Below are 25,733 nucleotides of genomic sequence, written 5' to 3' on the forward strand. Positions count from 1 at the left end.
CTTTAGGCGAGTGCATGACACCTTCGGCAAAGCTGATGCGAATCACCGGATAGGACACCGACCAATCCCATTTATCGTGAATCCATAGCCCTTGAAACAGCGCCTCATTGCCTGCCCACAGTTCAGCTAAGGTATCAAGGAACAAGCTTTTACCGAAACGACGTGGACGGGATAAAAAGTAATGGCTGCCCTGTGTCACCAGTTGGTAAGCCATCGGGGTTTTGTCGATGTAGTAATGGTTGTCTTCGCGAATTTTAGCGAAGGTTTGGATCCCGATTGGCAGTTTCTTGTGCGGTAACATGATGTTCCTCAGACTTAGCTTTACAGACGTCGATCCATTTTGCCGCATGAACAATTGTGGCTAATTCATCTGGGGTGAGTTGAATCGCTGATTGGGCACTACCACAAGCAGGGTAAATAAACTCATAGTCTTGCAACGAATCATCAAGATAGATGGTTACGCCCTCGTTGACACCAAACGGACACACCCCACCCACTTGATGTCCGATCAATGCTTCCACCTGCTCTGGCGCTAACATCACCGGCTTAGTGCCAAAAGTTTGCTTAAATTTGCGGTTATCGATTCTTTTATCGCCACTGGCTACGACCAAAATGGGTTTACCGTTGACCATAAACGACAGTGTTTTCGCAATATGTGCAGGATCTGTGTTTAACGCCTTGGCAGCCAATTCAACTGTTGCACTGGACACAGAAAATTCCAAAATATCTTGGTCACGCTGCCAATTTTTCAGATAGGCACGGGCGCTTTCTAGACTCATTTTTTTCTCCAACAAAATAAAACATCATACGATTTTCTGCGCTAAATCCCAATCACAGCGGCTTTTAGCGGGAAAGTGCATAGCACTTCCTGTTCTTTGCAGGTACTATGTTTTTTTTCTTTGTATTTAAGGGTTTGACATGCAACGCTTGGCATTTCTCTCCGCCTGCTTATTTTCTGTGTTCACCGCCACTGCCCAAGCAGATGAAGCGCTGTTGATGCGTCCAGAAGTACAGGCTTTTATGGAACAAACCAGCCGAGAAAGAGGTGTGCCCCGCGATGTCATTGAAGCAACCCTTCGCGCTGTGAATACCAAGCCCTCGATTTTGAAAATTATGGATCGGCCATCGACGTCTCGGCCGTGGTATCAATTTCGGCCAAATTTTCTCAACACTGCTTTGATTGATGGCGGTGTCGCGTTTTGGGCAAAACACGCCAAAACATTGCAAGCCGTTGAACAACACTATGGCGTACCGGCAGAGATTATTGTCGCTATTTTAGGCGTCGAAACCCGTTATGGCCGTTTGAGTGGCAATTTTCGGGTCGTGGATGCCCTCAGCACCTTGGCCTTTGATTACCCACGCCGCGCCAGCTATTTCAACAGTGAATTGGCCGAATTTTTTCATTTAACCTTAGAAGAAAACGCCGACCCACTGTCCTTTGTTGGCTCCTATGCAGGGGCAATGGGAATGCCACAGTTTATGCCTTCAAGCTTCCGCAAGTGGGCAGTGGATTTTGATGGAGACGGTCACCGTAATATCTGGGCCAGCCCAGCCGATGCTATCGCCTCGGTTGCCAATTATTTGCAGAAACATGGTTGGCAAAAAGGCGCGGATGTTGTGTTGCCGGTAGATGCCTCAGAAGTGAAAGAACGTGAGCGTCTGGTGGCAGATAAATTTAATTTGCACTACAGCATTGCAGAACTCAAACAGCGTGGTTTAAAAACCCTCGGCGGGGAAGGCAATGATCGGGCTAAAGCGGTGTTATTCCCATTAGAAACCGCCGCAGGGGTCACCGAATACTGGATTGGTTTACAGAACTTCTACACCATCACCCGTTATAACAAGAGCACACTCTATGCGATGGCAGTGCATCAACTGGCAGAAGAAATCCATGATAAACGCCTCGCTGCCTTAGCTGCGGCTGCAAGCCAATAACGGGTCTGCTGCAATCTGCTAGAATCGGCCCCTATGAGCTATCAAGTCCTTGCCCGTAAGTGGCGCCCTAAACGTTTTGCTGACTTAGTCGGACAAGAGCATGTTGTCCGTGCCCTTGGCAATGCTTTAAATCAACAACGGCTACATCATGCTTATCTGTTAACCGGCACCCGTGGTGTTGGTAAAACGACCATTGCGCGTATTTTGGCCAAAAGCCTGAATTGTGAGCAGGGTGTCGGTGCAGAACCCTGTGGTGAATGCAGCGCGTGTGTACAAATCGACAGTGGCCGCTTCGTTGATTTATTAGAAATTGATGCGGCCAGTAATACCGGCATCGACAACATCCGTGAAGTGATTGAAAACGCCCAATATGCGCCCACAGCCGGACGTTATAAGGTGTATATCATCGATGAAGTTCACATGCTGTCGAAATCGGCTTTCAATGCCATGCTAAAAACATTGGAAGAGCCTCCCGCGCATGTGAAATTTATCCTTGCCACCACCGACCCGCAAAAAGTGCCGGTGACGGTATTGTCACGCTGTTTGCAGTTTTCCTTACGCAATATGACTGCACCACAAATTGCCAGCCACCTTAGCCATGTGTTGGAGGTGGAAGGGGTCAGCTATGACACACCCGCTTTGGTGCTGTTAGCGCGAGCCGCCGCAGGTTCGATGCGTGATGCGCTGTCGCTATTGGATCAAGCCATCGCGTATGGTTTGGGTGCCGTCGAGGAACAAGGTGTGCGGGCGATGTTGGGGGCGGTGGATCGACGACATTTATTTGCCTTGCTCGCTCACCTTGCCGCCGATGATGGCAGTGCACTGTTGGCCGAAGCCGAACAACTGGCCGCACAGGGCAGCAGTTTAGACACTGCGCTGAGTGAACTGGCCGTGGTATTACAACAAATTGCCCTAGCACAAACCGTCCCAACGGCCATTGACAACGATGAGCCTGAACGAGACAGTTTGTTTGCCCTCGCCGAGTTAATTCCAGCAGAAGATGTGCAACTCTATTACCAAATCGTGTTGTTAGGTCGGCGTGACTTACCGCTGGCACCAGACGATTATGCTGGTTTTACCATGACCCTGTTGCGCTTATTGGCGTTTCATCCCAGCCAACGCGCCCGCCATCTTACGCAGGCTGCCAGCACGCCACATTCGCCCACTGCTACAACAAGCGCCAGCAAACCAACTGCCACATCAACCCTGTCGCCGCCTGTCGCAACGAGCGCCACCGGCCCAGCGGCAGCCCGTGCCCTGCTCGATAAAATCCGTAATAACAAACAAGGCAGAAGCCCTGCCGTTACCGCGTCGGTGCCAACGGTAAACGAGCCACCACCCACACCACGCGCAACACCAGCGGCACCGCCCACACCAATTGCACCAGCGGTAACAATCGCGCCCCCCGTGCAACAAACACCGCCCCCTGTTTCACCTCCTTGGGAAGATTCACCGTCACCCGTGGTAGAAGTGGCGATGACAACAGACACCATTGCGCCCCCCGCTGCTAGCTGGCAAGGGGATTGGTATCAATTAGTGCACGCGGTTCGGCCACAGCTTGGCGCCGGACAAGTGGTGTTGCAACATGCTGAGTATTTGGGGCATCAAGGCGACGTATTCCGCTTGCGGATTCCCGAGGGACAACGTCGCTTAGTACAACAGTATCAAGAGAAATTGACCCAAATCATGCAGGATTATCTGGGTCACCCCGTACGATTAGCCATTGAATTTGGCACCATTGAAGGCGAAACCCATTTCAGCCAACAAGAACGCCTACGCCGTGAACAGTTGGAACAAGCACGGCAGGAGTTTGCCCAAGACGAAGTCGTTCAACAGTTGGTGAACACCTTGGATGCAGTGATTATTGAAGACTCAATTCGAGTTCTCACCCCACCACCGGCGCAAGCATAATGCGCCCTCTCTGTGATTGATTAAGGAGTGTTTGATGTTAAAAGGCGGCATCGCGGGTCTGATGAAACAGGCCCAGCAAATGCAGGAAAACATGAAAAAAGCCCAAGAGGAATTGGCCAAAATCGAAGTTGAAGGTCAATCTGGGGCTGGCATGGTCAAAATTGTGATGGCGTGTAACCACGACATCAGACGCGTGACCATCGACCCTGCTGTGATGGATGATAAAGAGATGTTAGAAGACTTGATTGCAGCGGCAGTCAACGATGCCAATCGTCGTGCCGAGACCACGTCGCAAGAGAGAATGGCAGGCTTTACAGCGGGTTTGAATCTGCCTCCCGGCTTCAAAATGCCTTTCTAATGATCCACAAGTGACCAACCAATGAACACGCCAATGTCTTTGGCGCAGCTGGTGTCTGCGCTGCGGGTGTTACCGGGGGTGGGGCCAAAATCTGCACTACGCATGGCCTATCACCTGCTGCAACACGACCGCAGCGGTGCGGCACAACTGGCACACGCGTTACAACATGCGCTCGATCATTTGGGCCATTGCCAACGTTGCCATACTTTTAGCGAAAGCCCGTTGTGTGATATCTGTCTGGATAGCAGCCGCGACCCACAGCGTTTATGTATCGTGGAAATGCCGGTTGATTTGTTGCGTCTAGAAGAAAGCCGTTGTTTCAACGGCTTCTATTTTGTCTTGATGGGACGGCTTTCACCATTAGATGGCATTGGCCCACAAGAGCTTCAACTCGACCGCTTACAACAACGCGCTTTAGATGGTGTGGTTCAAGAAGTCATTTTGGCGACTAATTACACTGCCGAGGGAGAGGCCACGGCTCATGTCATCAGCGAAATGCTGCGAGGACATGGTTTAACGGTCTCGCGTATTGCACGTGGTATGCCGGTCGGCGGTGAGCTGGAATTCACCGACCCGGGCACACTGGCACAAGCTTTTTACGAGCGTCGACACCTCGCCTCGTCTTAATTCTTTTTATTTTTGGACGCGAAATTTCCCATGCTCACTCTAAAACTGCAACATCAGCCACGGGCGCGTGGTGCTTTAGATTTACCGGGCTCAAAAAGTATTTCTAACCGCACCCTCTTATTGGCCGCGTTGGCAGAAGGGGAAACGCTGATTCATGGTCTGCTCGATTCAGATGACACACGGCGAATGCTTGATGCACTCACTGCGCTTGGTGTTGAAGTCGAAGAACAACCGATTGCCGGAGATTATCGGGTAAAAGGGGCAGGGGGAGCATTTCCGGTCAAAGATGCCAAACTTTTTTTAGGCAATGCCGGCACCGCCTTTCGCCCACTCACCGCTGCCTTGGCGTTGATGGGCGGACAGTATCACCTGTCTGGCGTGCCACGGATGCACGAAAGGCCAATTGGTGATTTGGTTGAAGCCCTCCACACTTTGGGGGCAAAAATTGAATACCTCGGCAACAGCGGTTTTCCTCCGCTGTTGATTGAACCGGCCACCATCACCGCCGGCGGTGTCGTAAAAGTACGTGGCGATGTCTCGAGTCAGTTTTTGACTGCACTGTTAATGGCACTCCCCCTAGCCCAACAAGCCACCCGAGTGGAAGTGATCGGCGAGCTGATTTCTAAACCGTATATTGATATTACCCTACGTTTGATGTCGAAATTTGGGGTCGAAGTCGCCCGTGAAGGCTGGCAAGCCTTTACCGTGCCGGCGCAAGCCTATCGCAGCCCAACAGAAATTTATGTTGAAGGCGATGCCAGTTCAGCCAGTTATTTCCTCGCCGCAGGGTTATTAGGGGGTGGGCCGGTGCGTGTACAAGGCGTGGGGGCCCATTCGATTCAGGGGGATGTGCGTTTTGCTGAAGCGTTGGCCGAGATGGGTGCAGTGATTCGCATGGGAGACCATTGGATTGAGGCAGAAGCACCCGCAGATGGCAAGGTCAAAGCCATTACCCTCGATTGCAATCATATTCCTGATGCGGCCATGACCTTAGCTGCGTGTGCATTATTTGCCGAGGGCGTCACCACCCTAACCAATATTGCCAGTTGGCGCGTCAAGGAAACCGACCGCATTGCAGCGATGGCAGCAGAATTACGCAAAGTCGGCGCACAAGTAGAAGAAGGGGAAGACTATATCCGTATCACGCCACCGCAAGTTTTCTTGCCAGATGCAGAAATTGATACGTATGACGACCATCGAATGGCCATGTGTCTGTCCTTAGTCAGCTTTGCCACTTCGGTCATTATTCGCGACCCTGATTGTGTGGCAAAAACCTTCCCACGCTATTTCGAAGCATTGGAAGCCATTCAAGCCCCTTAACAAAAAAACGCTCTGCTGACTGGCAGAGCGTTTTTGGTATCGCAAAGCAGAGGATTAGCTGCGGAACACGATGTCGCAGTTCAAGCCTACTTTTTGCAAACCAATGCGAGTTTCCAAGTTAATCACCAATGGGCTGCGTAAGTTTGCACGCAACTTGCCCATTGGGTCGGTTTGTTCTTGACCATCTTTGTAAACAATCACCAACACCGCTGCATCGTCAGCGGCTTTGAGCTGCAGAGCGTCAATTTCGGCAGGGGTCAGTTCAATTTCATAACGAACAGCCACTTCTTGAGCATCCACTACGCTGAACAGAATGTCTGCATCATCCAGCGACTGCATCCAGAAGACACGAGGGCTGTCGTTTTCTTCATGGAACAGCTTAAAGCGTGTGCAGCCCTCTAACCCTGGCAAACCAGCAGGGAAGTGTAATACAGTGTTTTCGTCAACTTCGACAGGGCCAAGCAAGCTAGATTGAAACAGCATCGGTCTCTCCTTGAAATGTAGGTGCAGATTCTGCACAGCGCTTATTCTGACACGATATTAACCTAGCTTGATAACAATTCTGTGACCCATTTGCCTTGTATCAGATGCAGTGATGCTAATTTGCTCAAACCACAGCATTTTGTTGTGCCTTATCCGAATGAAATAAGACTCATAGAATAGCCAACACAAACAACAGCATCACGCTATGCCAAACAACCCCTAGCAGTACGAAAGCAAAGTTTATGAATGTATTTGATGTCATCATTATCGGTGCCGGTGCCGCCGGTTTAATTTGTGCAGCAACCGCCGGTGCACGCGGTCGGCGTGTCTTGTTGTTAGACCACAATACAAAATTGGCAGAAAAAATCCGCATCTCGGGCGGTGGTCGTTGCAACTTTACCAACCTCGACATTCACCCCGACCGTTTTATTTCGGACAATCCGCACTTCTGTCGCTCAGCATTGGCACAGTTTAGCCAATGGGATTTTTTAGCGTATCTCAAAGAACATCGTATCCCGTGGCATGAAAAAACCCTTGGCCAGTTATTTTGTGACCACAGTAGCCAAGACATTATTGATATGCTGCACCAACGCTGCCAAGCCGCTGGGGTGGTGATGCAACTGGGTGTGTCGGTCCAAGATGTCAGCCGCAGCGATGTGTTTCAGCTCAACACCTCACAAGGACGCTTTCAAGCAGCGTCACTGGTGATTGCCACAGGGGGCTTGTCTATCCCACAAATTGGCGCCAGCCCATTCGGCTATCGTCTGGCTGAACAATTTGGCTTGGCGGTGACCGAACTCGCGCCTGCCTTGGTTCCTTTAACATTGCATCGCGAAGATTGTGAACAATTTGCGCCGCTGTCTGGGATTGCGCTGTCGATGTCGGCACAAGCCGAACACGGCCCAGCTTTTCGTGAAGCAGGGTTGTTGACCCATAAAGGGCTCTCTGGTCCTGCGATTTTGCAAATTTCCAGCTATTGGCGTGCAGGCGAAAGGGTGACGTTGGATTTAATGCCAGATCAGACTATCACCGACTTTATCGAGGCAGCCGAGCGACGTGACAAAACCTTGCTCAATCGTTTGGCAGAGTATTGGCCACGCCGGTTTGCCGAAGCGTGGTTACAACGGTTGGGCATTGATGGCAACAGTCGCCAACTCAGCAAAAAACACTTGGCACAGCTTGAACAAGCAGCCCATCAATTTCAATTACGCCCCAACGGTACGCAAGGTTACAAAAAAGCCGAGGTGACACGCGGTGGTGTCTCCACCCGAGAATTGAGCTCGAAAACCCTGATGGCACAACGGGTGCCAGGGTTATTTTTCATTGGTGAAGTGGTGGATGTGACTGGCTGGTTGGGGGGATATAACTTTCAATGGGCGTGGTCGAGTGGCGTCGTGGCAGGGCGAAACTGCTAAACTACGCAGCCACTCGTTATTGTGAAACGGTTTTGTTTCATGTCTGAATCCTTACCTGCCGACCCTTTATCTGAATTACGCCTACCGCCCCATTCCACCGAGGCAGAACAAGCCGTGCTTGGGGCGTTGCTGTTAGATAACAGCGCGTGGGAAAAAGTCGCTGACTTAATCATGGCACAAGACTTTTATCGCCATGAACACCGCCTGATTTGGTTGGCGATTGTACGGCTATTAGATGCCAGTCGCCCCGCCGATGCCCTCACCGTTTCCGAACGTTTACAGGCACAAAACGAATTGGAATTGATCGGGGGCTTATCGTATCTCGTCACGTTGACACAAAACACGCCTTCCTCAGCCAACATCAAGCGTTATGCCGAAATTGTGCGTGAACAATCGGTGATGCGGCAGTTGGTTTCGGTTGGCAACGAGATTGTGGAATCGGCTTTTAACCCACAGGGACGAGAAGCTGCCCAGCTGTTGGATGAAGCCGAATCCAAGGTGTTTCAAATTGCTGAAAGCAGTGCTCGCACGCAGCAAGGCTTTTTGGAAATGCCAGATATCCTCACCGAAGTCACCACGCGAATTGACCATCTCTATAGCCGAGACAATCCCGATGCGGTGACAGGCATTCCCACTGGGTTTATTGATATCGATGAGAAAACCTCTGGCTTACAACCCGGTGATCTGATTATTGTGGCGGGGCGGCCCTCGATGGGGAAAACCGCTTTTGCCATGAATTTGGCCGAGAATGTTGCGATTCAAACTGCGCTGCCAGTTGCCGTTTTTTCAATGGAAATGCCAGCCACCCAGTTGGCAACACGGATGATCGGCTCGGTTGGTCGGCTCGATCAACATAAATTGCGTACCGGTCGTTTTGACGATGAGGATTGGCAAAAATTTACCCACGCCCTAGGTGTGCTGGCGGATGCAAAAATTTTTATTGATGAAACCCCCAGCTTATCCGCGCTCGAGTTGCGCGCCCGTTCGCGGCGTTTAGCACGCCGTTTTGATGGGAAATTGGGGCTAATTGTGGTGGATTATTTACAGTTGATGAGCGGTAGCAGCCACGGTGCGCGCCAACAACAAAATCGTACAGCGGAAATTTCGGAGATTTCGCGGGCGATGAAAGGCTTGGCACGGGAACTCTCAGTGCCAGTGATTGCCTTGTCACAGTTAAACCGCTCGGTTGAACAACGGCCCAATAAACGGCCAATGATGTCTGATTTGCGTGAGTCGGGTGCCATTGAGCAAGACGCCGATTTGATTATGTTTATGTACCGTGATGAATACTACAACCCTGATTCACCCGATAAAGGTTTAGCCGAGGTGATTATTGGTAAACATCGGAATGGCCCAACGGGGATTGTGCGCTTGGCCTTCCGGGGGATGTATTCACGGTTTGAAAATGCGGTCCTCGATCCTAACCGCAGTTGGGACAGCCACGAATGATCGCAGTGATTCGATTTTTTTATAAAGAAAGGCAACTGTGATGAGTTACTACAACCATCATGTTTTTTTCTGTGTCAATCAACGTGCCGAGGGTGAACGGCAATGCTGTCACAATCATGGCGGCAGTGCGATGCTCGACTATGCCAAACAAAAAGTAAAAGCACTGGGTTTACTGGATAGCGGACGGGTTCGGGTACAAAAAGCGGGCTGTTTTGATCGGTGTGAACAAGGACCCTTGTTAGTGGTATATCCCGAAGCCATCTGGTATACCTTTGTTGACGAAGAAGATATTGATGAAATTTTGACTGAACATCTGCAACATGGTCGTATCGTTGAACGCTTGCGAGTGGCGGACCATGCTTAAGATGCCGGAAAAAATCACCATCGCTGGCCCAGTGGGTGGGTTAGACACGATCGTTGTGATGGCTAAAGGCCCGACACGCGGCATTGCGGTAGTGGCGCATCCCAACCCACTGCAAGGAGGTACACACACCAATAAGGTGGTGCAAACCTGTGCGAAAAGCCTGTCACAGCTTGGCTATACCGTTTATTGTCCGAATTTACGCAGCGTGGGCGCCAGCGAGGGCGAACACGACTATGGCCGAGGTGAAGTAGAAGATGTGTTAGCGGTCATCGACTTTGCCCAGCAACAGCATGGGACCGCTTTGCCGTTGGTGTTGGCGGGGTTTTCCTTTGGTGGTTTTGTCATGAGTCATGTCCGCCAACGGGTTGCAGCTCAACGGTTGATTTTGCTTGGCCCTGCTGTGAACCGTTATGAAATACAAGTCGCCGAAGTCCCACCAGATACGTTGGTGATTCATGGAGAAGAAGATGAGGTGATCCCGTTAGCTGATGTATTGGTATGGGCACGGCCACAACAGCTACCGGTGGTGGTCTTTCCCGGTGCAGGCCACTTTTTTCACGGCAAACTCATCCCACTCGGCCAGCTATTAAACCGGCTATTAGCACCAACGAACTAATTTGTCTCTTCACTCACCGCTGGTTCGACTTGGCAGCGGTGAGCACACCATCCCCAATAAATATAAAATTTACTTGCAATAAATCAAAACAAAAATAAAATAACAAAAACACAGCAAAAGATAAATAGATCATTTTTGCGATAAGCTCTCTCGATCTCCCCGCAAAGGTTCACTCACTCATGTACGTCGCCGCAGATCCCTTTGAGACGATTCGGCCCAAAGTGCTGATAGTTGAAGACAGTTTGATGATGCTCAAACGTCTGACTAAATTACTTTATTCCGCAGGATTTGCCCCGACAGTGGCAATGAACCTACAAGAAGTGGAACAGATTTTAGCGACCGACGGCGATTTCTTTGCTGCTGTGGCTGATTATTGCCTACCGGATGCCATCGAAGGGGAAATCCTACCCTTATTGATTGACGCCAATATTCCGACGCTCGCCCTGACCGCACACAGCGACATTTCTATCCGCGATAAAATCCTCGCCCTCTCGGTGGTGGACTATGTCCCGAAAGACAGCCCTGCGGCACTGGAATATGTAGTACGGATGCTGAACCGACTGCAAAAAAATCCCAATATCGGCGTGTTAATTGTTGATGATGCTGCGTTGATGCGGAATTACCTACGGCATTTACTCGAACGGCAGCATTATCAAGTGTTCGAAGCAAATAGCGCCCAAGCAGGGTTGAACGTGTTGCTTCAAGAGCGCAGTATTCGTTTAGTGCTCACCGATCAAGATATGCCGGGGATGGATGGGATGCGCTTTGCCAGCGAAATTCGGCGACGGTATGGCAATAATCGCTTGTCGATTATTGGTATTTCTGGGCTGACTAATCCGGTCATCAGCGCCCGTTTTATCAAAGCAGGTGCAGATGATTTTATGCACAAACCGTTCAGTCCCGAAGAGTTCTTTTGTCGTATCACGCGCAACATTGAATTTATCGAGAATGTGCAAGCACTCGAACATGCAGCCAATCGAGACCCGCTCACCAATTTATCAAATCGGCGTCATTTTTTAGATCAGATGGCGCGTGTCAAAGGCGAATATTGTGTTGCCATCAGTGACATTGATTTTTTCAAACAAGTCAATGACACCTATGGCCACGATATAGGCGATGTTGCCATTCAATTTGTCGGGCAGTTATTGCAAGAACATTTTCCCGATGGTTTAACCGCCCGCTTTGGTGGGGAAGAATTTGTGACGGCGATTGCCAATGGCAACATCAGTGATTTTGTCAGCCGTTTAAACGATGTGCGACAACAGCTTATGCATCGACCTGTCACCACTCCACAAGGAGAACTCCGGCTTAATATCAGCATTGGTGTTTCTGCAGTCACAAAACACAGTCTTACCGCAACACTCAAACAAGCCGATGAAGCCCTCTATCTCGCGAAACAACAAGGACGCAACCAAGTACAACTCGCCGGCTGAGGTTGCCGCCCTTATTTGGTAACCAACACCAGCTCTAACATACGTTCTGCTAATTCATCCACTGATAATTCCCCTTCACGGCGGAACCATTGCACTGACCAATGCAAACTGCCTAACAACGTGCGGCGTAATAAGCGGGTATCGGGCTTGACCAAGCCCACTGCTGCCGCCTCGTCTAAAGCCTGTTGCCACAGCGCTTCGTAGCGATCACGCAAAATAATCAGCCCCGGACGCTGTTCTTCTGACACACTGCGCCACTCGTATAACATGACCTCTAGTGCAGCTTGGTTTTCGCCCAATAAAGAGTGCAGATGCACCCGAATCAAGGTGGCCACTTTATCGCGAGGATGTTGCACCTCGGCCAATGCAGCCGCCAGCTGTTCTGTGGTATTGCTAATCCCCAAGGCCATCACAGCGACCAGAATTTCTTCTTTAGTTCGAAAATGATAGAACAAGCTACCCGACTGCAACCCTACCGCATTACCAATATCACGCACCGTGGTTCGTTCATAACCACGATCACGAAATAGACGTGCAGCCGCACGTACAAGCTCCATACGACGAGAATTTTCTTCGGTAGAAACAAGCATTCCTCATCTGTCCTTTAATATACTGCCGGTGCCTTTAGGCAAGCAGCCAGTGTTCTACCTGTTGGTACACTTGGGCTGGCTGAAGTTGTTGCAAACAATCAGTGTGTTTTAACGGACATACCCGTTCAAAACAGGGACTGCAAGATAAATTTAATGACATAATACTCGCCCGCTCGGTTAATGGCGGGGTAAATTCTGGGCTAGATGAGCCATACAACGCGACCAAAGGCACACCAAGTGCCGCAGCAATGTGCATTAAACCCGAATCGTTACACACCGCCACCTTGGCACAGGCCAATAAATCAATCGCCTCTTCCAATGTGGTTTTACCACATAAATCGACTACCGCCGGCAAAGGCGCCAGCTCACGAATCGCCGTCCCAAACTCGGCATCTTTCGGTGAACCAAAAATCCACACCTGATGTCCTGCCGCCACCGCTTGTTGTGCAACAGCCGCAAAATGTGCCACCGGCCACCGTTTTGCGGGGCCGTATTCTGCCCCCGGACACAATGCCACCACGGTTTTTTCTAACCCTAAACCATAACGCGCCAAAACAGTGGCAGGCACCGGCTTGGCTTGTAGAATAGGAAACGGCAAGGGTTTGTTTACGGTTGTTTTAGGCGGTTCGGCCAAGGCCAAAAAACGCTCTAACATACTCGGCAAAGCGGTTTTATCCAGCTTGCGCGCATCGTTTAATAAACCATAACGCATTTCCCCCACCCAACCAGTACGACAGGGGATGCCCGCAAACCAAGGAATCAGCGCCGATTTCAGTGAATTGGGTAAGACAATCGCTTGTTGATAGCCCTCTTGCGCCAGCTTACGCCCCAAACGGTAGCGATCGCGCAAACGCAGTTGGCCGTGAGCAAAAGGGTTTTCGATCACCCGCCGAATTTCTGACATCCGACCATGTATCGCCGCTGTCCATGCAGGTGCCAAGACATCAATCACCGCCTCGGGATGGCGTTGTTGCAAACGCCGATAAAGCGGTTGCGCCATGACCGCATCCCCAACCCAAGCAGGCGTGAGCACTAAGATTTTTTTGATCATTGTAATAAGCAAAAAAGGTGCGGACACGCCGCACCTTACCGACAGGGGTCGGAATGATAAAAAGCAATCGGCTTAGTGATGTTTCTTCACTGGGCCAACCAGCTTGTAGCGAGTGCCACAGTATGGGCATTGCACTTCACCATTCTCACTACGATCAATCGCCAAGAACACCCGAGGGTGTTGATTCCACTTCACCATATCGGGCATTGGGCAATGTAGGGGCAAGTCATCGCCTTTGACTTCAATGTATTTGGCGCGGTTTTCTTTCAAAGCACTCATACCATCATCCTTACGCGATATAGGTCAGCCAATCAGCATGGCTTTCATCTTGACCTTTAACACAAGCGAAATAGCGTTTTTGCAGTTCTGTGGTGATAGGACCGCGCACGCCTTCACCAATTGGGCGACGGTCTAGTTCGCGAATTGGTGTCACTTCAGCAGCCGTGCCAGTGAAGAACGCTTCATCTGCGCTATACACTTCGTCACGGGTGATACGTTTTTCGATCAACTCCAACCCCATCTCAGCCGCTAATTGCACAATCGTATCGCGGGTGATGCCTTCTAAGGCGCTGGTCAGGTCTGGGGTATAGAGTTTGCCTTTACGCACGATAAAGATATTTTCGCCCGAGCCTTCAGCAACAAAACCATCCACATCCAACAACAAGGCTTCATCATAGCCATCGGCAGTGGCTTCGTTGTTTGCCAAAATCGAGTTCATGTAGTTGCCATTGGCTTTGGCTTTACACATTGTGATGTTGACATGGTGGCGGGTAAAGGAACTGGTTTTGACACGAATCCCTTTTTCCAAACCCTCTTCACCCAAATACGCGCCCCACGGCCATGCGGCCACAATCACGCGCACATCGTTTTTCATCGGTGCCACGCCCAGCTTGCCAGAACCGTAAAAAGCCATAGGACGGAAATAGCAGGATTTGAGTTGATTTGCCTTTACCACATCAAGGTGTGCTTGATTGATTTCTTCTTTTGAGAAGGGCAAATCCATACCCAAAATTTTGGCAGAACGGAATAAACGGTCGGTATGGTCTTGCAAGCGGAACACGGCTGGGCCACGCGCAGTTTCATATGCGCGCACCCCTTCAAACACGCCCATACCGTAGTGTAAGGTGTGGGTCAGTACATGGGTGTTTGCTTCGCGCCAATCCACCAATTTGCCGTCGTACCAAATGAAACCATCGCGGTCAGCCATTGACATCTTAGATTACTCCGTCCGAGTCGTTGTATAGAATAAAGCGTTTAATTTTGACATCGTTCCCAGCTTAAAAGCTAGCGATTCCTACAGTTTACCCAAAGCGACGATCAGCAACAAAGGGGTTGCTGCGGCGTTCTTCACCAAAGGTTGAATCTGGGCCATGCCCCGGAATGAAACTGACATCATCTCCCAAGGGGAAAAGTTTGTCGCGGATTGACGCCACCAAGGTATCGTGATTGCCACCGGGAAAATCACTGCGGCCAATTGAACCAGCAAACAACACATCCCCCACCCATGCCTGTTTCGCCTCACGGTCAAACAACACCACATGACCGGGCGTATGTCCCGGGCAGTGAATCACCTCGAATTGGCGTTCACCACAAGCGATCACTTCCCCCTCTTGTAACCATTGGTCAGGTTGCAAGGCAGGCGTAAAAGGAAAGCCAAACATCTGCGATTGTCGCGGCAAGCCATCTAACCAATACTGATCGGCAGGATGTGGCCCCCACACAGGGATGTTCAATTCTGCTGCTAACGCTGCGCTACCGCCAACATGGTCAAGATGGCCGTGGGTGAGAATAATTTTTTCCACTGTCACACCGACCTGAGCAATAGCGGCCATAATGATAGCGACATCACCACCCGGATCGATCACCACCGCTTTCTTAGTCACATCACACCACACCAAAGAACAGTTCTGGTCGAAGGGAGTCACGGGAATAACACGATTGCCCATTTTTTACGCTCACAAAGTTTGTTGGGCATAGCGTTCTACGCCCTCTGCCACGGTGAGGAATGGCTCTTGATAGCCCGCCTGACGCAATAAAGAAATATCAGCACAGGTATAGCTTTGATATTTCCCTTTGAGTGCCTCAGGGAAATCAATGTATTCCACAATCCCTTGCGCCACCATATCGGCCAACGACAACGCAGCTTCACCCTGTTGTGCGCGACAAGCATTGACTGCCGCTACCGCCACGGCATTGAATGGCTCGGCACGTCCGGTGCCGAGGTTAAAGATGCCGGATTTTTCTGGATTGTCGAGGAAGAACAAGTTGACCTTCACCACATCTTCTACCGAGACAAAATCTCGACTTTGCATCCCTTCGGCATAGCCGTCATACGCCCCAAACAGTTTAACTTTGCCAGTGTCGCGGTATTGATTGAAGTGGTGGAAAGCAACCGATGCCATCCGGCCTTTGTGCTGTTCATGGCGACCATAGACATTGAAATAGCGGAAACCAGCCACTTGTGCTGATAAACCTTGGTTGATCCGGCGGCGCACATGCTGATCAAACAGGTATTTTGAGTAGCCATAGACATTTAATGGCGATTCAAATTCGCGTGACTCAACAAACACTTGTCCACCGCCATACACCGCTGCACTGGAGGCATACAAGAAAGGAATGGCATCTTGCTGGCAATATTCGAGCAAACTAATGGAGTATTGATAGTTGTTTTCCATCATATACTTACCATTGTGCTCCATGGTATCGGAACATGCGCCTTGGTGTAGAATGGCCATGATTTCACCATCCCACGTCCCATCTAACAGCATCTCAATAAAATCGGTTTTATCGATGTAATGACTGATTTCACAATCCACTAAATTGCGAAACTTCATCCCATCCGTTAAATCATCAACGGCAATAATGCGATTTTCACCGCGTTCATTCAGTGCACGAACCAAATTTGAGCCAATAAAACCAGCGGCTCCAGTCACAACGATATACATAATTTTTCCTTTATGCGTGCTGGTGTAGCGCGTGTTGTAATTCAGCGGCACTGACCGTTGCCGTGCCTAATTTTCCAACCACAATGCCAGCAGCCACATTCGCCAAGCCCATTGCTTCAGGAAGGGCCACCCCCGCCGCTAACATCAAACCCAAACTGGCAATCACCGTATCACCCGCCCCCGAAACATCGAATACTTCACGCGCTTGGGTCGGGACATGCACTGCCTCGCCAGCCTCACGGAACAGGCTCATGCCTTCTTCGCTGCGGGTAACCAATAATGCCTGTAAGGCCAATTGTTGCCGCAGTTGTTGGGCACGCTCACTCAGTTGTGCCTCACTCTGCCATGCCCCAGCGACTTGTTTAAATTCACTTTTATTCGGTGTTAACAACGTGGCACCGGCATACTTTTGCCAATCATCCCCTTTAGGGTCGATCAACACGGGCTTACCCGCCTGTTGTGCCAATGCAATCATTTTCGCCACATGCGTTAAACCGCCCTTACCGTAATCCGATAAAATCACCACATCATGCTGTGGTAACTGTTGGGCAAAATCATCAAGTTTATCGGCTAACACTTCATGGCTAGGTTCGGCCTCAAAATCGAGCCGAATAAGCTGTTGTTGACGAGCGACCACACGCAGTTTCACCGTCGTATCCAATTCTGGATCGCGTCGAAACGATACTTGTACCCCATCATGGCGCAGGAGTTTTTCTAAAGTAAACGCAGCTTCATCATCTCCCACCACCGACAACAACGTGGCTTGTCCACCCAAACAGACGATATTACGCGCCACGTTTGCCGCCCCGCCGGCGCGTTCTTCACCGCGTTGAATACGCGCCACTGGCACTGGCGCCTCTGGTGAAATTCGGCTCACTTCACCGAACCAATAGCGGTCCAGCATCACATCACCCACCACTAACACACGCGCTGCTTGCAAGCGCGCCAGCTCAGGCATTTGCACCCGCATACCGACTCCTCACTGTCCGATGGCTGGATGCCGCACTGCGGCACGGCCAATCGGAAAATACGTCAAACCTGCTTCCACCATCGCAGCAGCAGGATAAAGATTGCGGCCATCAAAAATCGTTTTATCTGTTAATTGACGTGCCAATAAGCCAAAGTCGGGACTACGAAATTCTTTCCACTCCGTCACAATCACCAACGCATCCGCCGCCTGTAGGGCAGCTTCCATCCCCGAAGCCCAGTACAGTTGAGGAGAAACAGGCAACCGTTTACGCGCTTCGTCCATCGCAACAGGGTCGTATACTGTGACCTTTGCGCCAGCGGCTAATAACCCAGCGATTAAGGTTAAGCTTGGTGCTTCGCGCATATCATCGGTATTCGGCTTAAAGGCCAAGCCCCACACAGCAAAGTGTTTAGCGCGTAAATCTGCGCCATAGTGCGCGGTGATTTTCTGCAACAACACCTGTTTTTGTGCTTCATTCGCCGCTTCAACAGCCTGCAAAACCCGTAAAGGCATCTGATTTTCTGCTGCTGTGCGCAATAAGGCCTGCACATCTTTCGGAAAACAGGATCCACCATAGCCACAGCCGGCATACAAAAAGTGGTAACCAATTCGAGGATCCGAGCCAATCCCTTGCCGCACCTGTTCGATATCCGCCCCGAGTGTTTCCGCCAACAAAGCCAACTCATTCATAAACGAAATGCGCGTGGCTAACATCGCATTGGCTGCATATTTCGTCAGCTCAGCCGAACGAATATCCATCACCAATAAACGATCATGATTGCGTTGGAAAGGGGCATATAAACGGCGCATTTTTTCTGCTGCTCGCGCATCTTCCACCCCAACCACAATGCGGTCTGGCTTCATAAAATCTTCGATTGCGGCCCCTTCTTTCAAAAACTCGGGATTCGACACCACGGCAAACGGTAAAGCACACTCACGCAATGCCAATTCTTCTGCAATCGCCGCTTTGACCTTATCCGCAGTGCCAACAGGGACAGTCGATTTATCCACCACAATTCGTTCTGCTGGCATATAACGGCCAATCGCACGCGCAGCAGCAAGAACATATTGCAAATCAGCGGAACCATCTTCATCGGGAGGTGTACCAACCGCAATAAATTGAATATCGCCATGTGCCACAGCAGCAGGAATGTCCGTGGTAAACGATAGCCGGCCGGCTGCTGCATTGCGTTTCACCATCGCCTCAAGACCGGGCTCGTAAATCGGGATACCGCCGCCTTGCAATAAGGCGATTTTTGCCGGATCAACATCCAAACACAGCACATGGTTACCCACTTCGGCCAAACATGCACCGGTCACCAAGCCGACATAGCCGGTACCAACAACCGTGATTTTCATGCCGATAGCCCAAGCTCTTGATGAATCGCTTGTAACGCTTGCACCGGATCTGCCGCTTGGGTAATAGGGCGACCAATAACTAGATAGCTTGAACCAGCCGCCATCGCCGCAGCAGGGGTCATAATACGATGCTGATCGTTGCTGGCACTGCCTTGTGGCCGAATCCCCGGGGTCACCAAGGTAAACGCAGGCCCAAGCGTCTGACGTAATAAACCGGCTTCTTGCGCCGAACATACGACACCATCCATACCACTGCTTTGTGCCAAGGTAGCCAACCGCATCACTTGTGTTGCCGCATCTGGTAAACCCAACTCAGTCAAATCAGTTGGTGTCATGCTGGTCAATACAGTCACCGCGATTAACAACGGCGGTTGACTGATATTGGCGAGGGCTTCACGCGCAGTTTCCATCATCTGCCGACCACCACTGGCATGTAAATCCACCATCCATACCCCTAACGATGCCGCCACACGGCAAGCGCTGGCGACGGTGTTTGGAATATCGTGGTATTTCAAATCAAGAAAGACATCAAAACCACGGGCAACTAGCGCCTCGACTAATGCAGGCCCAGCCGCGGTGAAAAGTTCTTTACCCACTTTTAAGCGGCAACTCGCCGGCGGTAAACGTGATACAAAGGCAAGGGTTTCTTGTGCATCGGGAAAGTCGAGGGCAACAATCACCGGGGAGGCCGTCACAGCGGCAGCAGCAGGAGCAAGGGGATTCATTCACACACACTCAAATCAATCAGGAGAAACCCACGCACATTACGACTCGGTGCGATTGGGAGTAAAAGTTTCCCACTCATTACAAGCAGGACAATGCCAAAAAAAGGTTTTCGAGCGAAATTGACAGCGTTTACAACGATGGACACTCAAGCGCTTCACCTGCGTCAGGACAAGATCACGCGCTAATTCGGCATCCTGCCGACTATCCGGCGTCAGCGAGGCAAAACGCGCATCAATCAACTTTGCCATCCCTGCCAAGGTTGGACGGCGATGTACGGCATCACGCAAAAAGTCGAGTGCGGCTTCGTCTCCCTCACGCTGGGCAATACGCGGATATAACAAGTCGATTAAATCGAGTTCGGGGAAGGTTTGTAAGAAACCACGCAACAAGGCCAACCCCTCAGTTGGTTTTTCTAATCGTTCATAAGCATCTAATAAACGCTCAGCCACCAAGGTCAGATATTCTGGGTTTTGCTTTTCTACCCGTAGCCACGCCTCAATCGCTGCCTCAGTTTGACCAGCGACTAATTCGATATCACCAGCGATCAAACTGGCACGAGCAGAACGACGATTGGCGGTTAATGCCTCGGCAAGATAATTACGCGCCTCGTCTAACTGCGATTTGAACAACGCAGCCTGTGCCAACTCGCAATAAAATTGTGACAACTCATGCTGATAGCTCATGGCCTCACTACGCAGCGCCCGTGCCATATCAATGGCTCGTGTCCAGTTGCGCTCTTGTTGATAGATTGCCAACAGATGTTGCCGCGCTTCTTGTGCAAAAGGTGTCGGTTCCAAACTCAACAACAACTCTTCGGCGCGATCCACCAACCCCGCCCGCAAAAAGTCCTCGGCCAACTCCAAGCGCACACGGTCTTTTTGATTAGCAGGCAGTTCTTGATCGTCCAACATACGTTGATGGAGACGAATCGCGAGGTCGTTCTCTCCACGACGGCGATGCAAACGCCCCACCGCCAGCTCTAATTCAAACGCTTTGGGATTGGCTCGTGCTACCTCGGTCAATTCACGCACAGCAACTTCGGTGTTGTCGTCCAATAGAGCATGTAACCCACGGAAATAGGCAGAAGGAACGGCCTTAGCTTGTGCCAACACCGCACGCATATCAATCCGTGCCGCTAACCAGCCCAAGCCAAAAAATGCCGGAAAGACCAATAACCACCACAGTTCAAAATCCTGCACCGGCTGCTCTCTTATTCAAAAAACAAAAAATAGTGTCAGTTAGCAATGGCATCACTCGGGTCATCCACCACCGACGACATCGGTGCACTGCGTTGTCGCAATTCTTTTTTCAACACCGTTAGCTCACGCCGTAACCGCAAGTAATAGACAAAACCAGCCATTAAACCCAAGGCGGCACCTGTCGAGAAAAAAGCCAATAACAAGACAATCAGCGGGGCTTCCCAGACATAACCAAGGAAAAGATGTAAGGTCACGGGCAGCGTATTTTGCATCGCCAACGCCAGCAACAAGATAAAGACCAATAGCTTGAGCGCCCAAATCACATAACGCATGGCAGCCTCTATAAATGGGTTAGGCCCGATAGTGTAAACCAACGGGCCTAACAATGAAAAACGCCGTGAATTACTTCACGGCGTTTTCCTCAGATGAGAGCCAAAGCTCAAGCATTCGTTTGTGCGTGGGCATCGACACGTTCACGCAGTTCCTTACCTGCTTTGAAGTGTGGCACATACTTTTCAGGTACAGACACACTGGCACCAGATTTGGGATTGCGACCTAAACGCGGAGGACGGTAGTTGAGATCGAAACTACCGAATCCACGAATCTCTATTCTTTGCCCACGAGCAAGGCTGGTTGCCATCGCATCCAAGATGGCCTTGACGGCCATCTCAGCGTCTTTAGCAACCAGTTGCGGATAACGTTCTGCGAGCTTGGCAATCAGCTCGGATTTGGTCATCACGATTCCGCTTACTCGTTACCGCCAGACAGTTTAGCTTTCAGCAGTGCACCTAAGTTGGTGGTACCTGCGTTACCTGCTGCATCTGCCTGCAAGGATTTCATTGCACCAGCTTCTTCAGCGGCATCTTTAGCTTTGATCGACAACTTAATCGAACGGTTCTTACGGTCGATATTGATGATCATCAGCTCTAATTCGTCGCCGTCTTTGACGTGGGAACGAATGTCTTCAACGCGGTCACGCGACACTTCGGAAGCAGGTAAGTAACCTTCAACGTCACCATCCAACGCAATCGTCGCGCCTTTGGCATCAGCAGATTTCACTACGCCTTTAACAATTGCGTTTTTGTCGTGCATTGCGATGAAGTTGTTGAAAGGATCGCCATCCAACTGTTTGATGCCCATGGAGATGCGCTCGCGCTCAACGTCGATTGCCAACACCACGGCTTCAACTTCGTCACCTTTCTTGAACTTACGCACGGCTTCTTCGCCAGCTTCGTTCCAAGACAGATCAGACAAGTGCACTAAACCATCGATGCCACCAGGCAAGCCGATAAACACACCGAAGTCGGTGATCGACTTGATGGTACCGGAGATTTTGTCGCCTTTTTTGTAGTTAGCAGCAAAATCATCCCATGGGTTTGGCATGCACTGTTTCATACCCAAGGAGATACGACGACGATCTTCGTCGATTTCCAAGATCATGACTTCAACTTCATCACCCAAAGCAACCACTTTGGATGGGTGAACGTTCTTGTTGGTCCAGTCCATTTCGGAGACGTGCACCAAGCCTTCGATACCTTGTTCGATTTCGACGAATGAGCCGTAGTCGGTCAAGTTGGTCACGCGGCCAAACAGACGGGTGCCGGAAGGATAGCGACGGGACAGACCCACCCATGGATCTTCGCCCAACTGTTTGAGACCCAAGGAAACGCGGTTTTTGTCTTGGTCGAATTTGAGCACTTTGGCTTCGACTTCATCACCCACAGCCAACACTTCTGTTGGATGTTTAACACGGCGCCATGCCAAGTCGGTGATGTGCAACAGACCATCGATACCACCCAGATCAACGAACGCGCCGTAGTCGGTGATGTTTTTAACCACGCCTTTAACAATCGCGCCTTCCTTGAGGTTTTCCAGCAACGCTTTGCGTTCTTCACCCAAGGTTTCTTCCAGCACAGCGCGGCGGCTCACCACAACGTTGTTGCGTTTGCGATCAAGTTTGATCACTTTGAATTCAACTTGCTTGCCTTCGTAAGGTGTGGTGTCCTTCACTGGACGGGTATCCACCAACGAACCAGGCAAGAAAGCACGGATACCGTTGACCATCACGGTCAAACCACCCTTCACTTTACCGCTGATCAGACCAGACAGGATGGTACCGGCTTCGAGCGCTTCTTCCAGCTCAATCCAAGCTGCCATGCGTTTTGCTTTGTCGCGGGACAGTTTGGTTTCGCCATAGCCATTCTCGAGGCTATCGATAGCAACAGTCACGAAGTCGCCGATTTCAACTTCAACTTCGCCTTTGTCATTTTTGAATTCATCAACCGGTACCAAAGATTCGGATTTCAAACCGGCATTCACAGTGACAAAGTTTTGGTCGATTGCGACCACTTCAGCAGTGATCACCTCACCAGCTTTCATGTCCTGACGGGTCAGGCTTTCCTCAAACAGGGCGGCAAAGCTTTCCATTACGGGGGTGGTAGTCATGTAAAAAATACTCAATAGGTGGAGAAAAACCCCACCGGGGTTAGTTAAAAAACACTGTCGTGATCCTCACATCACCACAGCAAACAACCACTTCACTCAAGGCAGAGCACGATACCAAGCTAAAACCTGTGCCACAGCAGTGGCGATGTCCAGTTCAGTGGTATCCAGTAAACGCGCGTCGTGTTCTTGTCGCAACGGGGCAACCGAGCGAGAGGCATCACGCGCATCACGCGCTTCAATGTCTTGTTGAAGGCGTGCGAGGTTAGCAGATTGGCCCTTTTCTATCAACTGCTTATACCGTCTTTGCGCGCGTTCTTCGGCAGAAGCTGTCAGAAAAATCTTTAAAGTGGCATCCGGAAACACCACTGAACCCATATCACGGCCATCAGTGACCAGCCCGGGCGCTTGGCAAAAATCGCGTTGACGTTGTAATAATGCCGAGCGAACAGCTGGCAAAGCGGCGATTTGCGAAGCGCCAGCCCCGATTTCCTCTCCACGAATGAAATCGTCACAATCTTGGCCATCTACACAAGCACGTCCCTGTTCAAACGACAGCGGCAAACGCACGGCCAATAAGGCAAGGCGAGCTTCGTTATCCCATGCCACTTGTTTCTGTTGTGCATATAACGCCAGCACGCGGTACAAAGCCCCTGAGTCTAAATAATGAAACCCCAATGCGGCCGCAACGCGGCTGGCCACCGTACCCTTACCGGAAGCGGACGGGCCATCAATGGTAATCACAGGAAACGACATATTTTTCACCCGAAACAAAAACGATATTTTAGTTGTTTTAGCCGCATTTTCTCGACTTTATCCGTGGGCATGGTCGGTATTAGGAGAAAATCGTGCCAAGACATGCTGCGCCATGCCATTGGCCAATTGTTCCTCGGCAAAAAACACTGTCCCACCTTCTTTTTCAAATAACAGCGATTCCTCCTCGCTATGGCTACGCAACACCACCTCGATATTGGGGTTCAGCATTTTCGCAGTTTCTATCATTTGCCGAATCACCAACGGATCGGGGCAAGCAGCGACCAACATCGCTGCATTGGCAATATGGGCTTGAATCAACACCGCCGGGTCTGTCACATCACCTGAGACGGCAGCCATGCCCTGTTGCCGCAAGGCTTCAACCACTTCGCGATTTTGTTCCGCGACAACAAAGGGAATACCGCGTTCTTTTAAGGCAGAGGCAATCCGGCTACCGACTCGGCCATAGCCGACTAACACCACCTGTCCCGATAAAAAATGACGCTCGGTGCTCATTGGCAGCTCTGCATACGGGTCTTGCCGCTGTTCCAATTGCCGCGCCCATGCCGAACGGGCCAACAGCCATTTTTTCAGCGGTTGCACCAAGGTAAACAGCAGAGGGTTTAAGGCAATCGAAATCAACGCCCCCGCCAATACCAAGCTCATGCCTTCTTGCGGTAACAAACCCAGCGCCAATCCCAAACCAGCCAAAATAAACGAAAATTCGCCAATTTGAGCCAAGCTAGCCGCCACGGTTAACGCCGTGTTAAAGGGATAACGGAACAACAAGACTAAACCGACAGCGGCTAAGGTTTTGCCAAACATAATAATCAATACCGTCGCCAACACCTGCACCGGTTGTTCCATGATAATTTTCGGGTCGAATAACATCCCCACCGAGACAAAGAACAACACTGAGAACGCATCACGCAGTGGCAGCGACTCTTCTGCTGCCCGATGGCTAAACTCAGATTCGCGCATCATCATGCCGGCAAAAAAGGCACCCAGTGCAAACGACACGCTGAACAACATCGCAGCACCGTAGGCAATACTGATCGCTGCAGCAATCACCGCCAAAGTGAACAATTCACGCGAACCCGTCCGCGCCACCTGCCACAACAACCACGGCATCACCCGCCGCCCCACCACCAACATCAAGGCAATAAACGCAAATACCTGTAACAAAGTCTGGCCGATGGTGATCCAAATCGCTGTGTCACTCGCACCAGTATTAGCCGTTTGACTGCCTAAAATGCCGGCCAATGGCGGCAGCAAGACCAAAATCAACACAGTCGCTAAGTCTTCAACCACCAACCAGCCCACGGCAATACGACCATTCATGGTGTCTAAAATGCCGCGTACTTCAAGGGCTTTGAGCAACACCACGGTACTGGCACACGATAATGACAAGCCAAAGACCAGCGCCTGTCCCCACGGCCAGCCCCACCACGACGCCACCATCATGCCGAGGATAGTCGCAATCGACATTTGCACCACCGCCCCCGGTACAGCGATTCGCTTCACCGCCAATAAATCACGCATCGAAAAATGTAGGCCCACACCAAACATCAACAACATCACGCCGATTTCAGACAGTTGGCTAGCAATATGCACATCCGCAACAAAACCGGGCGTACCGGGGCCAATCATAATGCCGGCCAGTAAATAGCCAACCAAAGCCGGCAAGCGCAGTCGTTCAGCAATGACCCCCAAGACCAAGGCAATGGCAAAACCGGAGGCAATCGTAGTAATCAAGGAAATATTATGTTCCATCGCGGTTCACCTAT

The 25,733-nt window shown here is 50.7% G+C and carries 28 protein-coding genes; 10 read left to right on the plus strand and 18 right to left on the minus strand.

The features are described from left to right. On the minus strand, positions 1-301 hold a 301-nt coding region (locus tag ACTBZS_RS05480), incomplete at its 3' end, for an AAA family ATPase (RefSeq protein WP_463043515.1). Beyond that, a complete protein-coding gene (locus tag ACTBZS_RS05485) occupies positions 255-779 on the minus strand; it encodes a YbaK/EbsC family protein (protein WP_463043516.1) in 525 nt (174 codons plus the stop codon). The genes ACTBZS_RS05485 and ACTBZS_RS05480, both read right to left, overlap by 47 nt. Positions 780-918: 139 nt before the next feature. On the opposite strand from ACTBZS_RS05485, the gene mltB reads away from it, so the two are divergent. Genes mltB through aroA form a run of 5 tightly spaced genes read left to right on the plus strand, consistent with a single transcriptional unit; the run spans position 919 to position 6,151 of the window. After that, complete coding sequence (gene mltB, locus ACTBZS_RS05490; protein ID WP_463043517.1) at positions 919-1,935, plus strand: lytic murein transglycosylase B; 1,017 nt, start codon at positions 919-921, stop codon at positions 1,933-1,935. A gap of 33 nt (positions 1,936-1,968) precedes the next feature. After that, a complete protein-coding gene (gene dnaX / locus ACTBZS_RS05495; protein ID WP_463043518.1) occupies positions 1,969-3,846 on the plus strand; it encodes a DNA polymerase III subunit gamma/tau in 1,878 nt (625 codons plus the stop codon). Between the two features lie 31 nt (positions 3,847-3,877). Then, entirely contained in the window at positions 3,878-4,204 is a 327-nt protein-coding gene (locus tag ACTBZS_RS05500) for a YbaB/EbfC family nucleoid-associated protein (RefSeq protein WP_281166795.1), read from the plus strand. 21 nt (positions 4,205-4,225) lie between these two features. Continuing rightward, on the plus strand, positions 4,226-4,831 hold the full coding sequence (recR, locus tag ACTBZS_RS05505) for a recombination mediator RecR (RefSeq protein ID WP_463043519.1): 606 nt from the start codon (positions 4,226-4,228) through the stop codon (positions 4,829-4,831). 30 nt (positions 4,832-4,861) lie between these two features. Next, positions 4,862-6,151 (plus strand): 3-phosphoshikimate 1-carboxyvinyltransferase, encoded by a 1,290-nt coding sequence (gene aroA, locus ACTBZS_RS05510; RefSeq protein ID WP_463043520.1) that lies wholly within the window; start codon positions 4,862-4,864, stop codon positions 6,149-6,151. 54 nt (positions 6,152-6,205) lie between these two features. Here the strand turns inward: aroA and fliW are convergent, their stop codons facing one another. Beyond that, positions 6,206-6,634: a flagellar assembly protein FliW gene (fliW, locus tag ACTBZS_RS05515; RefSeq protein ID WP_460430701.1), complete on the minus strand. Its 429-nt coding sequence runs from the start codon at positions 6,632-6,634 to the stop codon at positions 6,206-6,208. 242 nt (positions 6,635-6,876) lie between these two features. Here fliW and ACTBZS_RS05520 point away from each other — a divergent pair, with 242 nt between their 5' ends. The 5 genes from ACTBZS_RS05520 (at position 6,877) to ACTBZS_RS05540 (ending at position 11,911) form a co-directional block, all read left to right on the plus strand. Beyond that, positions 6,877-8,049, plus strand: a complete 1,173-nt coding sequence (locus ACTBZS_RS05520) for a BaiN/RdsA family NAD(P)/FAD-dependent oxidoreductase (RefSeq protein ID WP_463043521.1) — start codon at positions 6,877-6,879, stop codon at positions 8,047-8,049. 39 nt (positions 8,050-8,088) lie between these two features. Then, on the plus strand, positions 8,089-9,498 hold the full coding sequence (dnaB, locus tag ACTBZS_RS05525; protein ID WP_460430703.1) for a replicative DNA helicase: 1,410 nt from the start codon (positions 8,089-8,091) through the stop codon (positions 9,496-9,498). A gap of 40 nt (positions 9,499-9,538) precedes the next feature. Then, positions 9,539-9,862 (plus strand): (2Fe-2S) ferredoxin domain-containing protein, encoded by a 324-nt coding sequence (locus ACTBZS_RS05530; protein WP_463043522.1) that lies wholly within the window; start codon positions 9,539-9,541, stop codon positions 9,860-9,862. After that, complete coding sequence (locus ACTBZS_RS05535; protein WP_463043523.1) at positions 9,855-10,478, plus strand: alpha/beta hydrolase; 624 nt, start codon at positions 9,855-9,857, stop codon at positions 10,476-10,478. Before ACTBZS_RS05530 ends, ACTBZS_RS05535 begins: the two co-directional genes overlap by 8 nt. A 179-nt stretch (positions 10,479-10,657) precedes the next feature. Further along, positions 10,658-11,911 carry a GGDEF domain-containing response regulator gene (locus ACTBZS_RS05540; RefSeq protein WP_463043524.1) on the plus strand — a complete coding sequence of 418 codons (1,254 nt, stop codon included), beginning with the start codon at positions 10,658-10,660 and terminating at the stop codon, positions 11,909-11,911. 11 nt (positions 11,912-11,922) lie between these two features. Here the strand turns inward: ACTBZS_RS05540 and ACTBZS_RS05545 are convergent, their stop codons facing one another. The 15 genes from ACTBZS_RS05545 to ACTBZS_RS05615 all read right to left on the minus strand — a co-directional run bounded on the left by ACTBZS_RS05545 (position 11,923) and on the right by ACTBZS_RS05615 (position 25,719). Then, positions 11,923-12,501 carry a TetR/AcrR family transcriptional regulator gene (locus tag ACTBZS_RS05545; protein WP_022653934.1) on the minus strand — a complete coding sequence of 193 codons (579 nt, stop codon included), beginning with the start codon at positions 12,499-12,501 and terminating at the stop codon, positions 11,923-11,925. A gap of 34 nt (positions 12,502-12,535) precedes the next feature. After that, on the minus strand, positions 12,536-13,552 hold the full coding sequence (gene waaF, locus ACTBZS_RS05550) for a lipopolysaccharide heptosyltransferase II (protein ID WP_463043525.1): 1,017 nt from the start codon (positions 13,550-13,552) through the stop codon (positions 12,536-12,538). 72 nt (positions 13,553-13,624) lie between these two features. Next, the gene (locus tag ACTBZS_RS05555) at positions 13,625-13,831 is read right to left on the minus strand and encodes a zinc-finger domain-containing protein (protein WP_022653932.1); all 207 of its coding nucleotides are present in this window, start codon (positions 13,829-13,831) and stop codon (positions 13,625-13,627) included. A 10-nt stretch (positions 13,832-13,841) separates the two neighbouring features. Next, positions 13,842-14,765 (minus strand): branched-chain amino acid transaminase, encoded by a 924-nt coding sequence (locus tag ACTBZS_RS05560; RefSeq protein ID WP_022653931.1) that lies wholly within the window; start codon positions 14,763-14,765, stop codon positions 13,842-13,844. 88 nt (positions 14,766-14,853) lie between these two features. Then, positions 14,854-15,498 (minus strand): MBL fold metallo-hydrolase, encoded by a 645-nt coding sequence (locus ACTBZS_RS05565; RefSeq protein ID WP_463043526.1) that lies wholly within the window; start codon positions 15,496-15,498, stop codon positions 14,854-14,856. Positions 15,499-15,507: 9 nt separating this feature from the next. Continuing rightward, on the minus strand, positions 15,508-16,497 hold the full coding sequence (gene rfaD / locus ACTBZS_RS05570) for an ADP-glyceromanno-heptose 6-epimerase (RefSeq protein ID WP_460430709.1): 990 nt from the start codon (positions 16,495-16,497) through the stop codon (positions 15,508-15,510). A gap of 10 nt (positions 16,498-16,507) precedes the next feature. Continuing rightward, a complete protein-coding gene (gene rfaE1, locus ACTBZS_RS05575) occupies positions 16,508-17,467 on the minus strand; it encodes a D-glycero-beta-D-manno-heptose-7-phosphate kinase (protein ID WP_463043527.1) in 960 nt (319 codons plus the stop codon). A gap of 9 nt (positions 17,468-17,476) precedes the next feature. Beyond that, the gene (locus ACTBZS_RS05580; RefSeq protein WP_463043528.1) at positions 17,477-18,826 is read right to left on the minus strand and encodes a UDP-glucose dehydrogenase family protein; all 1,350 of its coding nucleotides are present in this window, start codon (positions 18,824-18,826) and stop codon (positions 17,477-17,479) included. Then, a complete protein-coding gene (gene pyrF / locus ACTBZS_RS05585) occupies positions 18,823-19,551 on the minus strand; it encodes an orotidine-5'-phosphate decarboxylase (RefSeq protein WP_463043529.1) in 729 nt (242 codons plus the stop codon). Before pyrF ends, ACTBZS_RS05580 begins: the two co-directional genes overlap by 4 nt. Positions 19,552-19,590: 39 nt before the next feature. Beyond that, entirely contained in the window at positions 19,591-20,751 is a 1,161-nt protein-coding gene (gene lapB, locus ACTBZS_RS05590; protein ID WP_460430713.1) for a lipopolysaccharide assembly protein LapB, read from the minus strand. A 35-nt stretch (positions 20,752-20,786) separates the two neighbouring features. Beyond that, on the minus strand, positions 20,787-21,083 hold the full coding sequence (locus ACTBZS_RS05595; protein ID WP_022653923.1) for a LapA family protein: 297 nt from the start codon (positions 21,081-21,083) through the stop codon (positions 20,787-20,789). Positions 21,084-21,190: 107 nt separating this feature from the next. Beyond that, a complete protein-coding gene (locus ACTBZS_RS05600; protein WP_022653922.1) occupies positions 21,191-21,487 on the minus strand; it encodes an integration host factor subunit beta in 297 nt (98 codons plus the stop codon). An 11-nt stretch (positions 21,488-21,498) separates the two neighbouring features. After that, positions 21,499-23,178: a 30S ribosomal protein S1 gene (rpsA, locus tag ACTBZS_RS05605; RefSeq protein ID WP_460430761.1), complete on the minus strand. Its 1,680-nt coding sequence runs from the start codon at positions 23,176-23,178 to the stop codon at positions 21,499-21,501. Between the two features lie 114 nt (positions 23,179-23,292). Next, complete coding sequence (gene cmk / locus ACTBZS_RS05610; RefSeq protein WP_463043530.1) at positions 23,293-23,949, minus strand: (d)CMP kinase; 657 nt, start codon at positions 23,947-23,949, stop codon at positions 23,293-23,295. Between the two features lie 57 nt (positions 23,950-24,006). Next, the gene (locus ACTBZS_RS05615; RefSeq protein WP_463043531.1) at positions 24,007-25,719 is read right to left on the minus strand and encodes a cation:proton antiporter domain-containing protein; all 1,713 of its coding nucleotides are present in this window, start codon (positions 25,717-25,719) and stop codon (positions 24,007-24,009) included. Positions 25,720-25,733 lie beyond the last annotated feature (14 nt).

Source organism: Aquaspirillum sp. (assembly GCF_055136605.1).

What these genes read in the sequence shown, in the direction of transcription:
- ACTBZS_RS05485 (WP_463043516.1), bottom strand. Translation starts at nt 779, where the DNA reads ATGAGTCTAGAAAGCGCCCGTGCCTATCTGAAAAATTGGCAGCGTGAC.
- mltB (WP_463043517.1), top strand. Translation starts at nt 919, where the DNA reads ATGCAACGCTTGGCATTTCTCTCCGCCTGCTTATTTTCTGTGTTCACC.
- dnaX (WP_463043518.1), top strand. Translation starts at nt 1,969, where the DNA reads ATGAGCTATCAAGTCCTTGCCCGTAAGTGGCGCCCTAAACGTTTTGCT.
- recR (WP_463043519.1), top strand. Translation starts at nt 4,226, where the DNA reads ATGAACACGCCAATGTCTTTGGCGCAGCTGGTGTCTGCGCTGCGGGTG.
- aroA (WP_463043520.1), top strand. Translation starts at nt 4,862, where the DNA reads ATGCTCACTCTAAAACTGCAACATCAGCCACGGGCGCGTGGTGCTTTA.
- fliW (WP_460430701.1), bottom strand. Translation starts at nt 6,634, where the DNA reads ATGCTGTTTCAATCTAGCTTGCTTGGCCCTGTCGAAGTTGACGAAAAC.
- ACTBZS_RS05520 (WP_463043521.1), top strand. Translation starts at nt 6,877, where the DNA reads ATGAATGTATTTGATGTCATCATTATCGGTGCCGGTGCCGCCGGTTTA.
- dnaB (WP_460430703.1), top strand. Translation starts at nt 8,089, where the DNA reads ATGTCTGAATCCTTACCTGCCGACCCTTTATCTGAATTACGCCTACCG.
- ACTBZS_RS05530 (WP_463043522.1), top strand. Translation starts at nt 9,539, where the DNA reads ATGAGTTACTACAACCATCATGTTTTTTTCTGTGTCAATCAACGTGCC.
- ACTBZS_RS05535 (WP_463043523.1), top strand. Translation starts at nt 9,855, where the DNA reads ATGCTTAAGATGCCGGAAAAAATCACCATCGCTGGCCCAGTGGGTGGG.
- ACTBZS_RS05540 (WP_463043524.1), top strand. Translation starts at nt 10,658, where the DNA reads ATGTACGTCGCCGCAGATCCCTTTGAGACGATTCGGCCCAAAGTGCTG.
- ACTBZS_RS05545 (WP_022653934.1), bottom strand. Translation starts at nt 12,501, where the DNA reads ATGCTTGTTTCTACCGAAGAAAATTCTCGTCGTATGGAGCTTGTACGT.
- waaF (WP_463043525.1), bottom strand. Translation starts at nt 13,552, where the DNA reads ATGATCAAAAAAATCTTAGTGCTCACGCCTGCTTGGGTTGGGGATGCG.
- ACTBZS_RS05555 (WP_022653932.1), bottom strand. Translation starts at nt 13,831, where the DNA reads ATGAGTGCTTTGAAAGAAAACCGCGCCAAATACATTGAAGTCAAAGGC.
- ACTBZS_RS05560 (WP_022653931.1), bottom strand. Translation starts at nt 14,765, where the DNA reads ATGTCAATGGCTGACCGCGATGGTTTCATTTGGTACGACGGCAAATTG.
- ACTBZS_RS05565 (WP_463043526.1), bottom strand. Translation starts at nt 15,498, where the DNA reads ATGGGCAATCGTGTTATTCCCGTGACTCCCTTCGACCAGAACTGTTCT.
- rfaD (WP_460430709.1), bottom strand. Translation starts at nt 16,497, where the DNA reads ATGTATATCGTTGTGACTGGAGCCGCTGGTTTTATTGGCTCAAATTTG.
- rfaE1 (WP_463043527.1), bottom strand. Translation starts at nt 17,467, where the DNA reads ATGCGGGTGCAAATGCCTGAGCTGGCGCGCTTGCAAGCAGCGCGTGTG.
- ACTBZS_RS05580 (WP_463043528.1), bottom strand. Translation starts at nt 18,826, where the DNA reads ATGAAAATCACGGTTGTTGGTACCGGCTATGTCGGCTTGGTGACCGGT.
- pyrF (WP_463043529.1), bottom strand. Translation starts at nt 19,551, where the DNA reads ATGAATCCCCTTGCTCCTGCTGCTGCCGCTGTGACGGCCTCCCCGGTG.
- ACTBZS_RS05595 (WP_022653923.1), bottom strand. Translation starts at nt 21,083, where the DNA reads ATGCGTTATGTGATTTGGGCGCTCAAGCTATTGGTCTTTATCTTGTTG.
- ACTBZS_RS05600 (WP_022653922.1), bottom strand. Translation starts at nt 21,487, where the DNA reads ATGACCAAATCCGAGCTGATTGCCAAGCTCGCAGAACGTTATCCGCAA.
- rpsA (WP_460430761.1), bottom strand. Translation starts at nt 23,178, where the DNA reads ATGGAAAGCTTTGCCGCCCTGTTTGAGGAAAGCCTGACCCGTCAGGAC.
- cmk (WP_463043530.1), bottom strand. Translation starts at nt 23,949, where the DNA reads ATGTCGTTTCCTGTGATTACCATTGATGGCCCGTCCGCTTCCGGTAAG.
- ACTBZS_RS05615 (WP_463043531.1), bottom strand. Translation starts at nt 25,719, where the DNA reads ATGGAACATAATATTTCCTTGATTACTACGATTGCCTCCGGTTTTGCC.